This is a genomic window from Mesorhizobium sp. WSM4887 (assembly GCF_029625865.1).
Lineage (GTDB): Bacteria > Pseudomonadota > Alphaproteobacteria > Rhizobiales > Rhizobiaceae > Mesorhizobium.
On sequence record NZ_JARTVP010000006.1, the window covers coordinates 263,488 to 277,730 of the forward strand.

The window sequence follows — 14,243 nt, forward strand, 5'->3', positions numbered from 1 at the left end:
CATCTCCCGTAAATTAGCTTGTCTTTTACACTTTTTTTTACAAAATATCCCCCCCCCCCCCCCCCGGCGCCCCACCCCCCCCCCCCCCCGCGGCGCATTAGCCGCGCGGTCCCATAGCCAGCCGTATCGCACTTCACCTCCAGCGCAAACCCGACCGCGAGGTAAGGATACCGAGAGGTCCTACCCGGAGGGAATATTCGACGGACCCCAACCGTGGCTACCACATTCATCGCATGCCGATACGCAGGCCCATGATTTCCGGAATCTGTGCAATTGACCGGGCAATGACTGGAGGTGTCTTTTGGACGTCCTCGAAGTCTTCGCAGGTCACGATTGCGTTGCGGATGAGGCGACCTCCGACAAAGCGGAAAGGCTCTGGGGGGAAGTTGAGCGGATCGCGCTGGCTGAACGGAGACATGAACCAGTGGTCTTTCGCGTCGAGGACGCGAGACGTGAGGCATTCGCCGGCAATGCAAGTCGCATTAATCCCGTGCCCCGAATATCCGGAACCATAGTGTATTCGAGTGCCTGGCAAGGTGCCGAAGTAGGGTAAACGGTCCGACGACACCTCGATGGGCCATCCCCAAGATGCTTCTATTCCTCCTTGCGCGACGCCAGGAAAAAATCGCTGAAGCCCGAGCGCCGCGCGTTTTGCGCTCTTTGGGTCTTGACGCAGGGAAACATCGTCATGGCGCTTGCCGAATGCGATAGGCCCCGACCCCGAGCCCATGAGCATGCGCCCGTCCCGCGTCCTACGGAAGTAATGGGTAAACATGCGAAGGTCGGCAAGGCCCCGCGCCTCGGTGTAGTTTGCCCGCTCCAGCTCGGTCTCATTGGGGGCTGACATGACTGGAAAACTCGAGAAGAGCGTGGTTGACCTCGCAACTTGAGGTACCGACATTACGCCTGTGTAAGTCGCCAAAACGACATCGCGCGCTACAGCTGAACCGCGCCTTGTCAGCACGCGATGCGCGCCCTTGCCCTGGATCGCTGTGACCGGCGTATCCTCGAAGACTTCAACGCCTGCTTTAATCACCGCTGATCTTAGCGCATTGGCAAGGCGGGCTGGATTGACGGTCGCTCCTTCCTCGAAGAACAAACCTTCGACGAAGCGCGGAGAGCAGCAATATTGTGCAAGCTTGCCGATCGGAAGCCTTCGAACGGTTTCGGCAACGCCGAGCGCCCGCGATATCGCAAGGAAGCTTTCGAGTTTTCCCTGCTGGCCGGCCGTCGTTGCAACACGCAGGTATCCCTTCTCCTCCCACCACACATCTCGTCCGGGCTTGTTTGCGAACTTGCTCAACTTGCGCTGAGCCAAAGTTCCAAGCCGGGCTGCTTCCACAGCTTTGTCCGGACCAAATAGCGGCACGAGGGTGGTCAAAGCCCCCCAGTAGCCGTGAACATTCCCGCCGTTGCGGCTGCTTGCCCCATCTCCGCACCGATGAGCTTCAACGATCGCGATTCGCGTTCGCGGGGCCCTTTCCAACAGAGTCAGCGCTGTCCACAGACCAGTGAACCCGCCCCCCACAACGACGATGTCGAAATGATGCTCGCCCGTCATCGACGGCTGGTTCGGCACCATGGACCCTTTGCGAAGGTCATGCTGCCACCACGAGTATTCATCTTCGATAGTTGCGTCGATTGCAGAGAGCAGCTCCAGCTGTCTCATCCAACCATGCCCTTGCGGTTGCCGCGAATGAAGTCTGCGGTTCGCTCGCCGATCATGATGGTTGGCGCGTTCAGGTTACCTGAGACGACGCGGGGCATCACTGATGTGTCAGCAACCCGCAAACCATCGATCCCCCGCACCCGCAACTGCGTGTCAACGACCGCCATGTCGTCATTTCCCATCCGACAGGCGCCACAGGGATGAAGCGCGCCTTGCCCGGTGTCGCGAACGAACTGCATTCGTTCGGCCTTGGTCTTGAGCACTTCCCCTGGGCGGTAGGGTCGGGAGACATACTTCTCCATTGAGCGCTGCATCAGAATTTCTTGGCCGATCCGCACGCCTTCGGCGAGGCATTCGACATCGTATTGCTCGGAAAGGTAATTTGGGTCGACCGCCGGAAAGACCGTCGGGTCCGAGCTCTTGAGCCTGACCCATCCTCTGGACCTCGGACGGGACTGATAGACATTGGTCGTGCAGCCATTGCCGCTGGGTACCGATTCAGATCCCTCTTCGACACCGGCTCCAGGTAGGAAATGATACTGCAGGCTCGGCAACGGATCGTTTGCGTCTCCATACCACAGCAGGCCACCTTCGCAGATGTTGGATGTAACAGGCCCATTGCGGAACAAAGCGTATTGCAGGCCTGCCGCGATCTGCCATCGCAGTTTCTTGTACTTGTCGTATGAGTGAGCGCCTGTCAGCTCGTAGATCAGGAACATGTCGAAATGGTCCTGGAGATTTTGTCCCACGCCTGGCAGGTCGTGAACCACCCGGACACCGGATTCCTTGAGGTGGGCGGCTGGGCCGATACCTGAAACCAAGAGAAGGTGGGGCGAACCGATCGCACCAGAGCACACAACGACCTCGCTGTTTGCTCGCGCGCTAATCACCTGACCCTTGCGAAGGTATTGCACGCCGACGGCCCGGCCATTCTCGACAATGATTTTCAGTGCTTTGGATCGGGTTTGGACCGTCAGGTTCTTACGATGACGCGCTGGTTTCAGATAGGCCGTGGCTGCGCTACAACGGAGCCCGTTCCTCATCGTCAATTGATAAAAACCTACACCGGCCTGCGAGCCCGAGTTGAAATCGGGGTTGAAGTTAATACCGAGCTCCTGGGCCGCTCTTGCCCAAGCTTTTGTCAGGTAGTGGGTGTGTTGCTGGTCGGAAACGCCAAGCGGCCCGCCTACACCGTGGACCTCTCCGCTGAAACGCTCGTTGTCCTCGGCTTTCTTGAAATACGGAAGGACATCCTTGTAGCTCCACCCTTCGCACCCGTCCGCGGCCCAAGTGTCGTAATCTTGCGGACAGCCACGCATATAGACCATGGCGTTGACAGAGCTGCCGCCACCAAGCACACGCGCCTGCACGAACTCAGGCGTGACGCCGCCTTGGTGGACCTGAGGCTCGATACGGTACCGGGTAAGCATATTGCCCTTGGACGTCTTGTAGTAGGTCACGGGCATATGGATGTAGGGGTTCCAGTCGCTATCCCCCTGCTCCAGAAGCAGTACCTGGCTAGCGCTGTCTTCGCTCAAACGGGACGCAATCGTGCACCCGGCGGATCCACCGCCCACAACGATGTAATCGTACATGAAAATTCTACCCTTCGGCGACAGCAGAGCTGCCGCGGTTTTCAATCTGCTAGAACGACGACTGATTCCGGCTTCCAGCTAAGGCCTACGTCGGAGCCCACGGAGAAACGGATGCCGCTTGCCGAGCGGGACTCTTGGCATTTGAAGAGTGTCCCGTTCGAGTGACGCACCTTGTAGACCACTCGACTGCCAATGAAGGTCACGTCCTCCACCTTGCCCGAGAAAGAGTTCTTTGCACCGGTTCCCGATCCCGCCGACGCGATTTCGATTGATTCCGGACGAATTGACACATGCACCTTCGAACCGTTTTCCAGAGGAGGCTGTTCGCCGACAAATGACGGTCCCACAGGCGTGTCCACGACCAGCGCCCCATCGTTTGCGCGCACTTGGCCCGTCACCAAGTTTGTCTCGCCGAAGAACTTTGCGCAGAACAGCGTCTTGGGAGCGCCATACATTTCGTTGGGTGTACCTATTTGCTCGATGGCGCCTTTGTTGAGCAGGACCACGCGATCGGACAGGATCATCGCCTCATCCTGATCGTGGGTGACGTAGATGAAGGTGGTCCCTGTTTCGACGTGGATGCGCTTGAGCTCGTCGAGCATGTGATGCCTGATCTTGAGATCGAGGGCCGCAAGTGGCTCGTCGAGGAGGAGGACTTGTGGCTTGTTCACCAGCGCGCGCGCGAGCGCGACACGCTGTGCCTGGCCGCCGCTGATTTCACCGATCCAACGGTTCCTGAACTCCTGAAGCTGGACGAGTTCAAGCATCGCGTTGACTTCGGCGTTGATCCTCTCCTTGGGGTGGCCCTTGATCCGAAGGCCGAATGCGACGTTGTCGAAGACGTCAAGATGCGGGAACAGGGCATAGCGTTGGAACACCATATTCACCGGGCGGCGTTCTGGGGGGACAGCTGTGACGTCACTGCCACCGATCAAGACCTTTCCCGAGGTAGGAGTTTCAAACCCAGCAGCAATTCTCATCAGGGTAGACTTGCCGCAGCCGCTCGGGCCAAGAAGCGTCAGGATCTCGCCCTTGCGTACGCTGAGGCTGACATTCTCCAGACCCGTGAATGCGCCCCACCGCTTGGTGATGTTGATCAATTCGACGATGTTGTTAGGCATTCTTGGATCCCCTTATTCTTCTGTCATTCGCGATGCGACAGCGCGTTTGCGCTGCATCCACATGGAGAGGCCGCCAGCCGACAGCACCAGGATCGAAAGCGCGAGCGCTAGAACACTTGCCGCGTTGATCGAGGGATCGACTGTCTTTCTGAGCATCGACCAGATGAAAATGGGAAGGGTCGTGTCATTGCCGCTGACGAAGACCGTGATGATGAATTCGTCGAACGAAAGCGCGAACGTGAGAATCGCTGCGCCGATGATCGTAGGCAACAGGATCGGAATGGTGACCAGCCTGAACGTCTGGAATTGGGTGGCGCCCAGATCGCGGGCCGCCTCTTCCAATGATTGGTCGAAATAGGTGATGCGTGAGCGCATCGTCTCGACGAAGAAGGGCAGCGTGAACAGGATATGCGCGATCGTCACGGTAACGAGCGAGCGAGGCAGGCTGATTTGAGCGAACAAAGTGACGAGCGCGATGCCCAAAAAGAGTCCCGGCAGCCCGATGGGCATGAAGTTCAGGAATTCGAACGCTGTGCGGAACTTGCCGCTCATCCGGATCAGGGCGAGCGCGGTAAGCGTTCCCAGTATGGTCGTCCCGATAGATGTAAGAATTCCAACCCGAACGCTGTTCCAGAGGGACGTGAGGAAGCCTTCGTTGACAAACAGCTGCGCGTACCACCTCAGGCTGAGGCCTTCCATGGGAAAGACCAAGCCCGGAGTGCTGTGGAAGCTAAACAGGACGATGATCGCGATGGGAGCGAAGAGGAACAATAGATAGGCAGAGAGGTAAGTTCGCAGCATGTCGATCACCCGTGATACCGCCGGCCTGGCGCCAGGCGGGCAAAGCGGAGGATGGCAACGACCAGGATGTAGACCACGAAGAAGGTCGCCATCATGACGAACGCCATCGCGGAACCGAGGGGCCAGTTTCCCGAACTGCGGAATTGGTCCGCTATCAGCAAACCGCTGGTCACACCTTCGCGGCCGCCAAGCAGTTGGGGAGTGAAATAGTCGCCGGCGGCGAGGATGAAGCTGAACATGAAGGATCCGACGATGCCTTTGTAGGTCATCGGGAGGATGACCTTATAGAGAACCGTCAAACCACTCGCGCCGAGGTCGCGGGCTGCCTCGAGATATTCCTTTCTAACGTCTCGCATTGATGAGACCAGGATCAGCAGCGCGAAGGGAAGCATGATGTGGATCAGCGTGATGACAGTCGCGAACGGGCTGAAGAGGATAATTTCAACCGGCTTGCTGACTATCCCGGTGCCCATCAGGAAAGAATTGATAACGCCGTTCGTGCCGAGAATTGTCCGCCACGCGTAAACGCGGACCAGATAGCTGGAGAACCAGGACAGAAGGACCAGGTACAAGATGATGTTGGTTCGGGCCCGATACACGAGGTAATACGCGACGGGAAAACTCAGAATGACCGAAAAGAACGCGGTGAAAAATCCGTTCTTCAAACCCACCCATGTCGCCTGCCAGAATCCTCGTGCTTCGAAAATCCTCGCATAGTTCTGGACGTTCCAAACGGGCTCGATCACGAACGAGCGCGCCATGAAGAAGCTGGTGATGAATAGGATGACCACCGGCAGCACGAAGAAAAAAAGAAGATAAGACAGCGGCACAGCTGCAAGACCGAAGCCTTTTGGCATGGCAAAAGTCCAGCTCGTACGCCGTTTCATCTTCGTCGTGGCCTCGAGGTAGTCAGATGCAGTAGCCATAGGCCGTGGTTCCCGTCCGCTTCGCCAGTCAATGACGGCGGTTTTTTGTTTTGCGGCCGTGGGCCGCCTGCGTTGTTCAAAAGTTCATGTGCGACCGACGGACCAGCCTCTTCGATGCCGTTAGATGTGGGTCTGCATCAACTGTCTGCTGAAGCCACCACAACTCAAACCGGGATCCTCATCGCCTCCCCACCATGCCGAAGACATTGAGGCGGTCCACCGCAATAGCTTCCAGAGGCCCAGCCGTACCGGGCGTGGCACTACAATGTAGACCCTTGGAAATGGGGTCCGCTATCGCCTTTCTCCCAATCGTCGCCTTGCTTGGCTCCCGTCATTGCGAGTGGGCGCGGATCACCGCGCGCCTCGCATTTTTCATTCAGCTGCCTGCAACGTCTGGCAGTGCTGACGCAAACGCGGCATCACTTCGGTCGAGAGCAGTTCCATGGAACGCTTGTGGATTGCCGGCTGGTCCCAATCCTTCTGCGTCATCAAGAGTTCGCCAAATGGGCCACCAACTTCGTCGACGAAGGCTACGAGCTTATCGAGAACGGTTTTTGGCGAGCCGGAAATCACCATCCAGTCCAGGCAATTTTGCACCGTGACATCGCTATCGAGCGTATTCATGGATGGCTTGAGGACGCCGAGCAGCTTGAAAGCTGCCATGTCCTCCACGATGTACTCGTAGTACCAGCGATAGGATGAGGTGTCGGTTGCGATGTAGTCAGCCGCGGCTTGGTCGGAGTCGGTGACCAGGATTGAGCGGGCGATGCGCCATTTATTGCGGTCAGGGCGCCGTCCAGCCTTCTCGCAGCCAATTGCATACTGCTCCCAATGGGTCTTCACATTCGCAACAGGCGTAAAATTGGCTGATACGATGCTCCAGCCCTGTTCACCAGCTTGACGGGCGCTGGACGAGGACGGGCTCATGACCGAAATGGCCAGCTCCGGATACGGCTTCTGATACGGCTTCAGCATCGGCCCGAACCCCAGACTTGGGATCAGCGTCTTCTCCACCACCACATCCCAGTACTTGCCCTTGATGTTGTAGGGAGGCTCGGAAGCCCAGATCTTGTGGATGATGGAGATGGATTCAGTCGTCATCTCGGCTCGATTCTTCTCGCTCGTGCCGAACAGTTCCATGTCGGTGATCAGCCCGCCAGGTCCGACGCCCATGATGTACCGTCCTTCGGACATATGGTCGAACTGTGCGATCTGGCCCGCCAGACGGGCCGGATGGTGTTGAGGAAGGTTGAGCACCCCCGTCGCGAACTTGATCTGCTTGGTCGAATGGATAAGGGAGCCAAAGAACTGAAGCGGATCTGCGATAGGCTCGCATGAGCACGTGATGTGTTCGCCGACCCAGACTTCCGAGAACCCGAGCCTGTCTGCCAGAATGACTGCTTCTCGGTCTTGCTTCAGCAGCTCAGTGAAATTGCGCCGCTGATCGTGGAGCGGCATCATGAATAGACCGAGATCCATCGAATTTCTCCCTACACGCTGAGATCGGCCTGCCCGACCTGCGTGATGTATTCTGCAAGGCGCGTGCCAATTCGAAAAAACTGTTCGATCACATTGGCTTAGGGATGGCGTCCACCCCGCATATGATGAGTCTCAGACGATAAGTCGCCGTCTCAGGCATGAGAAAGAAGGACTATGTTAGTAAGACTCGCGCAACAGTCTCGCGCAAAGCCACCAAATCAAGCCCGCCAACGTATGTGCCCCGCAAAGCAGTGGTTAGCGGCCCCAGGTCCTTGTCTGTTACAGGCATGGCTAAACAAGACGCCAATGCCCCAGACGCTCCAGACTTGCGACCAACGGCGGCGTGGTCGACAGTCATCGAGTGCCGTCTGCTCCTCCGGCCAGTGGCACGAAACTTGCCGGACCGTGACTGCAAACCTGGGAGAGTTGAATGGCAGGCACAAAATTTGTCTACGTCGAAAACAAGCTCCCGGAAGCTTCTCCATACTACGTCGGGGAGGCCTCCGTGCGAAAGGCGCTGGCTGCGAAGGGCATGAGGGCCGACATTTCGGTCAGGCCCGAGTGTGATCCCGACTATGAACGGCTGTCGGCGGCGGATTACTTCATCGGCTCCGGTTTCGATCCAGATCGGATCAGAAATTATGGAAAAAGGCTGCGCTTCATTCATTGCACGAGCGCGGGAGTAGAAAAGTACATGCCGCTGGATTGGCTCCCACAGGGGGCCAATCTCACCAACAGTAGCGGTGTCCATGCGGACAAGGGTGGTACCTTTGGCGCCATGGCCGTATTGATGGCAATTGAGGAGGTACCGCGGCATGCGTTCAATCAACGCCGCAGCATTTGGGATCCGCGATTAACCACCGGTGTGAAGGATAAAACCGCACTGTTCGTGGGAACCGGCGCATTGGGGTCCGCGATCGCCCGCAAAGTGAAACCATTCGGCGTGACCGCTCTGGGCATCAGCAGATCGGGTGCAGCAAACGCTGATTTCGACGAGGTTTGGACCTCGGACAGACTCGATGACCTCCTCCCGAAAGCTGACTGTCTGGTGATGTCATGTCCACTGACCCGCGAAACCCGCGGGCTGATCTCAGAGGAAAGGCTGGCGCTCATGAAGGCCGGTGCCAGCGTCTTCAATATCGCCCGTTCCGGGGTGATGGACTACAAGGCGCTCATTGCAGCCCTGAAGGAGGGCCGCATCGGTTGCGCGATCCTGGATGTGTTCGATCAGGAGCCGCTTTCACCCGACGACGAGCTTTGGGAGGCGCCGAACCTTATGATCTTCCCTCACATTTCCTGCGACGACCACGACGGATACATCGATCGCTGCTTGAGCATATTTGCCGAGAACGTCCGTCGGTTGGAAGCGGGCGAGGACCTTCTGAACGTTGTCGATCCCATTGCCGGGTATTGAGCGTAACTCGGCAATACCGACCTTCTTGGACGCCGCAAAGCTGTCATTGGCATTTCACGCAGTGTCTTCGGTGCTGGAAGGTATGAGGCCCTTCATCAGCACGCGAGATCGGCTCGACACGCGCTTTAGTTCGGCGCGTTCAACGACAATTGATGCTGCTTGACCTTCCGGTAGAAGGTCGCCCGACTCATACCCAGCGCGTTCGCCCACGACATGACATCGCCCTCGCGCTCGATGACCCGGGCCATTTCCTCGCGCTCGGCTCGCAAGGCGGCGAGCTTATGAGCAGTCAATGGCTTTGCAGGATCGCGCGCCAGCGTCCGTTTGTTCGAGGCGGGTTCGCAAGGGCCTGTCACGCCCCATTGCCGGTCATCGCCGTATCGCAGGGCTCCTTGGCCATTTTGCGGGTCGGCCTCGATCGGAGGGGGAGCCATCGGAGTGCTGGCGGCTGAAATCATCAAGTCGCCCAGTTCGATTCTGCCGCCCTCGGCTAGGCGGGCGGCCCGGGTAAGCACATTCCGAAGCTCCCTGATATTTCCTGGCCAATCGTGTTCGAGGAGCGCGGCGCGAGCAGTGACACTCATCAGCAGCGGCTTTCCCTCTGAAACCTGCTCCAGAATGGTCTCGATGATGAAATCGAGATCTGTCCTTTCTCTCAGAGGGGGAACGGTAATGATCGTGCCCGCCAGACGGTAGAACAAATCTTGTCGGAACGTTCCCTTGGAGACCTTTTCCGCCAGATTCTGGTGCGTGGCTGCAATGATCTGGACGTCGACCATTCTGGCCTTGCCGGAACCCAACGGCATCACTTCCTGGGTTTCAAGGAAACGCAGTAGCCTCGTCTGTAGCGCCAGCGGCATGTCGCCGATCTCATCAAGGAAAAGCGTTCCTTTGTCGGCTTCCACGATCCGGCCAGCGTTTCCGTCTTTGTTTGCCCCGGTGAACGCGCCGCTACTGTACCCGAAAAGCTCGCTGTCGATCAGGGATTCCGGCACCGCGCTGCAGTTGAACGCGACGAACGGTCCCGCCCCCCGCTCACTTTCCTGATGCAAGGCGCGCGAAAGGGTATCTTTGCCAACCCCTGTCTCGCCGAGAAGCAGTAAGTGAAGCCCGCAGCCGAATACCTTACGGAGTATCTCCAGGTTACGCTTCATCTGCGGGTCGTTTCCCGCACATTCGGCCAGCGTTGCGATCCGCCTAGCCTGCTTCAATGGCACCCGTTGCACGGAAAGGTTCTTTCCGGAAACGGTTGCCATTGAAGTGGGACGCTGAAAAGTTATACCGAGCGCTTCCCCACTGCCCAGCGGCCTGAGTTCCCGTACAGTCTCGCAAAGGGCATCCAGTGTAGGATTGCCCCGCGATTTCTCAAACACGCCCCATAGGCTTCTGGAACCGACGGTCGAGTCGTCGAGACGCAACAGCGCTCGCGCAGCCCGTGTAGCACCAACTATCCGATAGTCTGCATCGAAGGCGACCATCGCCGGTGTAGCCTGATCGCCCGCGATGGTGAGTATAAAGTTCTTGCGGAAAGTGTCGCGAAAATACCTGTTCTCCAGGCGGTGAGCGGTGATTTGGGCCACACCCGCAACTACACGGTGGGCCAATTGAGGCAGTCCCGGGTTCTGGGTGGAGAGGTTGATTATCCCCAAGACTTGACCATCGGGTCCAAAAAAGGGTGCTGCAGCGCAAGCCTGACCCGTGAGGTCCGCATACAGATGGTCGGCCAGATAAACTGCAGCAGGTGCCAGCATCGCCAAGGCGGTTCCGATGCCGTTGGTCCCCCCTACCCTCTCCGACCAAACCGCTCCGACGCGATCGGAACTGCAATAAAAGGTGGAATCCCGACTCCGTCTTTCGCTGATTATGACACCGTTGCTATTGGCGATATGGGCGCTGTAGCCGCCACCTTCAATCATCGACAGGGTGGCTTCCAACTCTTTGCCGGCGAGCGCGATGTCGTTGTCGAAGATGTCGTTCTCGACCTTCAGTTCCTGCGGCGACAGATCGATAAAATTTGGCCGTGACGGGTCGAGTTTATACTCGTGCAGGCATCGAGCCCATGACTCGGTCCGCCAAGCCGCATCGCCCTTGTCGCCTCCCGCAAGGACGGCTCGCTCGATCACCTTGAAATGGTCGCCTGCGTCCTGCATTCGGCCTTTGTTCCCGAAACGGAGCGTGAACTCTGCGCGCGATTGTCGATCAATGTCAATGCAAAGGCAGGAGTCTCATCATTCTCGATTTTGAGACGATTTTGAGACCAATGCTTTCTACGCAGTCGGAGGCAACCTGCGCCATTCCACGGGATCGCACGAATTGGCACATGTCTTGCGTGACATGGCTTGTTCACAAATCTGCAGGAGCAGGCGCGTTGCGCCTTGGAGGCATTGAATGACCTACGAGAGTGTTAAGCTCTACATCGGAGGCACGTGGGCGGAATCTTCGGACAAGAAGGTCTGGGACGTCTCCAACCCTGCGACGGGCGAGAGTATCGGCTCGGTTGAACTGGCTTCACGCCATGACCTTGAACGCGTGGTCGAGGCTGCCGTGCAAGGGTTCAAGGTCTGGAGCCGTACTTCGCCGTATGAACGCAGCAAGATCATTCGCAAGGCCGCGTCCTTGTTGCGTGAACGCCTGGAGGCTATCGCCACGACCCTGACTTCCGACGCTGGCAAGCCCCTGGCGGAAGCGCGGCTGGAAATCAATTCCTGCGCCGATCTGCTCGATTGGTTCGCCGAAGAGGGGCGCCGAACCTACGGTCGTGTCATCCCCGCCAGATCCCTCAGTGTCCAGCAAATTGCCCACAAGGACCCTGTCGGTCCGGCTGTCGGATTCACGCCCTGGAATTTTCCCGCAAGCCAGATCATTCGAAAGCTGGGACCAGCCGTCGCCGCTGGCTGTTCGATCATCATCAAGGGCCCGGAAGAGGCCCCGGGAGCAGCCGCGGCGCTGTTTCGCTGCTTTGACGAGGCTGGCTTCCCGGCCGGAGTCGTCAATCTGGTGTTCGGCGTTCCGGCCGCGGTCAGTGAGTTCCTGGTTCCGCATCCTGCGATACGCAAGATATCGTTTACAGGGTCAGTGGGAGTGGGCAAGCACCTCGCCTCGCTCGCAGGATCCCACATGAAGCGCGTTACCATGGAGCTTGGGGGACACGCGCCCGTCATCATCGCAGACGACGCCGATATCGATACCGCCACCACAGCGCTTGTCGCCTCGAAGTTCCGGAATGCTGGCCAGGTTTGCATTTCGCCAACCCGTTTTCTTATCCAGGAGAACGTCCATGATGAGTTCGTGGACGTGTTCGTCCGCAAGGCGGCGGCGCTGAAGGTCGGCGACGGCCTTGCGGAGGGCACGCAGATGGGCCCGCTTATCAGCGAAAGGCGGCGCACGGCCGTTGAAGGACTGATTGAGGATGCGACTGCTAAAGGCGCGAAGATTGCTTTGGGCGGTTCTCGCGTCAACAATCGCGGCTTCTTCTTCGCTCCGACGGTTCTTACGGGCGTGACAGCCGACATGAGGGCCATGAACGAGGAGCCTTTCGGTCCCCTCGCTTTGGTGCGGCGCTTCTCTGACATCGACGAGGCGCTCGAAGAGGCTAATCGCCTGCCATTTGGCCTCGGTTCGTATGCCTGGACGCGGAACGCCCAAACGGCACGTCGTTTCGGTCAAGGCATCCAGGCGGGAATGGTCTCCATCAACCACATCGGACTGGGCCTGCCGGAAACGCCGTATGGCGGCGTGAGGGACTCTGGCTACGGCTACGAAGGCGGCATCGAAGCGCTCGAAGGCTATTTGAACACGCGCTTCGTGAGCCACGACATGAACTGAAGTGACGGGACGCCCCAACGGGCCGCGTGGAGGAGGACGAGCATGATCAATTCAGATGACTTCAGGGAGGCGATGCAGCGGTTCCCCGGCCCGGTAACTGCTATCACGACAATCGAGGACGGTATTCCCGCGGGGCTCATGGCTACAGCTGTTTGCAGCCTGTCGGCCGACCCACCGTCGTTGATCGCTTGCGTAAACAAGACCGCCACTGCGCACGACGCCATTCTGCGACAGGGCTTCTTCGGGGTGTCGGTCCTGCCTGATGCGCTAAAGGCTTTCGCAGATCACTTCGCCCGGGCAAGAGGCGCGGACCGCTTCGAGGGCGCGCTGTGGATAATGCAAACGACCGGCGCTCCGTTGCTGGCCGGAGCGACCGTTGCCTTCGACTGCCGCATCGCGAAGGTTCATGAAGGCTTCAGCCATTCGATCCTTATCGGGGTCATCCACGACATCCTTCTGCCGAACGAGAATGCGAACCGATGCCTTCTTTGGCACCGGAAGGGCTTCGTCAGCGTTGCCGCGCAGGACCGCGAGGAACAGCCTTCCTGAACCTCTGCCGCTGATATCGCGATATCTTGAGCAGTTAGGCCAAGGCAATCGGCGCACGGAGCAGAAAAGCCGCCGCTCGATGCTGTGTGTGAAAAGAACGGCACTCGCCGCTGGGTATTTGGCAAGCCATTCTGCTCGTTGTACTGCGTGCTTTTCACGAACGGATGGCATCCCGCCGCAACATGCCGACTTTGACAGTCGTAACTGACGTTCTGATCCTTCGGCGAACCTAGCCGGCGCCTGAAGCCGGATCAGTCAACCTGAGCCTTTAGGCCCGAAGCCTCTATCCCGGCGACCGCGGCAATTTCATCGTTGTCGGAGGTGTCTCCGCTAACTCCAACTGCTCCCAGCAATTTGCTTTCGCCGTCAATTATCAGCACTCCGCCAGGCACGGGGACGATGCGCCCGCCGGACACCGCATTCAAACCCTCGATGAAATGAGGGCGCTCGAGAGCGGCAGCGTGTAGCCAACGCGATCCCTTGCCAACCCCGAGAGCCCCGTACGCCTTGCCCGCGGAAATCTGATGTCTCAGCATCGAGGCGCCGTCTTGCCGCTGAAACGCTTTCAGGTGCCCGCCAGCATCGAGCACGGTGATCGCGAGAGGTTTCATCTGCGCTTCCTTCGCCTTGGCCAGCGACGCGGTGATGATGGCATTTGCGACATCCAAGCTTAGTTCCGACACGATGGGCCTCCAAATGTTCCATTGATCATGATGACGGACTGGTTCAGGCGGTGGGCTTGGCTTTCAGCTCCAGCCTGCGCTTATGCAGAACCGGCTCCGTATAGCCGTTGGGCTGGACTGTCCCCTTGAACACCAGGTCGCAGGCGGCCTGGAAGGCGATCGACTTGTCGAAATCCGGCGC

At 58.4% G+C, this 14,243-nt stretch carries 11 protein-coding genes; 3 read left to right on the plus strand and 8 right to left on the minus strand.

Going from position 1 to position 14,243, the window contains the following annotated elements:
* Positions 1-226: 226 nt before the first annotated feature.
* The 6 genes from P9230_RS22545 to P9230_RS22570 all read right to left on the minus strand — a co-directional run bounded on the left by P9230_RS22545 (position 227) and on the right by P9230_RS22570 (position 7,591).
* Positions 227-1,669: an FAD-binding oxidoreductase gene (locus P9230_RS22545; protein WP_278055819.1), complete on the minus strand. Its 1,443-nt coding sequence runs from the start codon at positions 1,667-1,669 to the stop codon at positions 227-229.
* Positions 1,666-3,264: a GMC family oxidoreductase N-terminal domain-containing protein gene (locus tag P9230_RS22550; RefSeq protein ID WP_278055821.1), complete on the minus strand. Its 1,599-nt coding sequence runs from the start codon at positions 3,262-3,264 to the stop codon at positions 1,666-1,668. Before P9230_RS22550 ends, P9230_RS22545 begins: the two co-directional genes overlap by 4 nt.
* 41 nt (positions 3,265-3,305) lie before the next feature.
* Complete coding sequence (locus P9230_RS22555; RefSeq protein WP_278055823.1) at positions 3,306-4,385, minus strand: ABC transporter ATP-binding protein; 1,080 nt, start codon at positions 4,383-4,385, stop codon at positions 3,306-3,308.
* 12 nt (positions 4,386-4,397) lie between these two features.
* Positions 4,398-5,186 carry an ABC transporter permease gene (locus tag P9230_RS22560; protein WP_278055861.1) on the minus strand — a complete coding sequence of 263 codons (789 nt, stop codon included), beginning with the start codon at positions 5,184-5,186 and terminating at the stop codon, positions 4,398-4,400.
* A gap of 5 nt (positions 5,187-5,191) precedes the next feature.
* Positions 5,192-6,112, minus strand: coding sequence for an ABC transporter permease (locus P9230_RS22565; RefSeq protein ID WP_278055825.1), 921 nt, complete (start codon positions 6,110-6,112; stop codon positions 5,192-5,194).
* Positions 6,113-6,484: 372 nt separating this feature from the next.
* Complete coding sequence (locus P9230_RS22570; RefSeq protein ID WP_278055827.1) at positions 6,485-7,591, minus strand: LLM class flavin-dependent oxidoreductase; 1,107 nt, start codon at positions 7,589-7,591, stop codon at positions 6,485-6,487.
* 430 nt (positions 7,592-8,021) lie between these two features.
* Here P9230_RS22570 and P9230_RS22575 point away from each other — a divergent pair, with 430 nt between their 5' ends.
* On the plus strand, positions 8,022-9,005 hold the full coding sequence (locus P9230_RS22575) for a D-2-hydroxyacid dehydrogenase (RefSeq protein ID WP_278055829.1): 984 nt from the start codon (positions 8,022-8,024) through the stop codon (positions 9,003-9,005).
* Positions 9,006-9,130: 125 nt separating this feature from the next.
* On the opposite strand, the gene P9230_RS22580 is transcribed toward P9230_RS22575, so the two are convergent.
* Positions 9,131-11,155, minus strand: coding sequence for a sigma-54-dependent Fis family transcriptional regulator (locus P9230_RS22580; protein ID WP_278055831.1), 2,025 nt, complete (start codon positions 11,153-11,155; stop codon positions 9,131-9,133).
* Positions 11,156-11,393: 238 nt separating this feature from the next.
* On the opposite strand from P9230_RS22580, the gene P9230_RS22585 reads away from it, so the two are divergent.
* A complete protein-coding gene (locus tag P9230_RS22585; RefSeq protein ID WP_278055834.1) occupies positions 11,394-12,830 on the plus strand; it encodes an NAD-dependent succinate-semialdehyde dehydrogenase in 1,437 nt (478 codons plus the stop codon).
* A gap of 42 nt (positions 12,831-12,872) precedes the next feature.
* On the plus strand, positions 12,873-13,379 hold the full coding sequence (locus P9230_RS22590) for a flavin reductase family protein (protein WP_278055836.1): 507 nt from the start codon (positions 12,873-12,875) through the stop codon (positions 13,377-13,379).
* Positions 13,380-13,630: 251 nt separating this feature from the next.
* Here P9230_RS22590 and P9230_RS22595 read toward each other — a convergent pair whose 3' ends face one another.
* The gene (locus tag P9230_RS22595) at positions 13,631-14,062 is read right to left on the minus strand and encodes a heme-binding protein (RefSeq protein WP_278055838.1); all 432 of its coding nucleotides are present in this window, start codon (positions 14,060-14,062) and stop codon (positions 13,631-13,633) included.
* Positions 14,063-14,243: the final 181 nt, after the last annotated feature.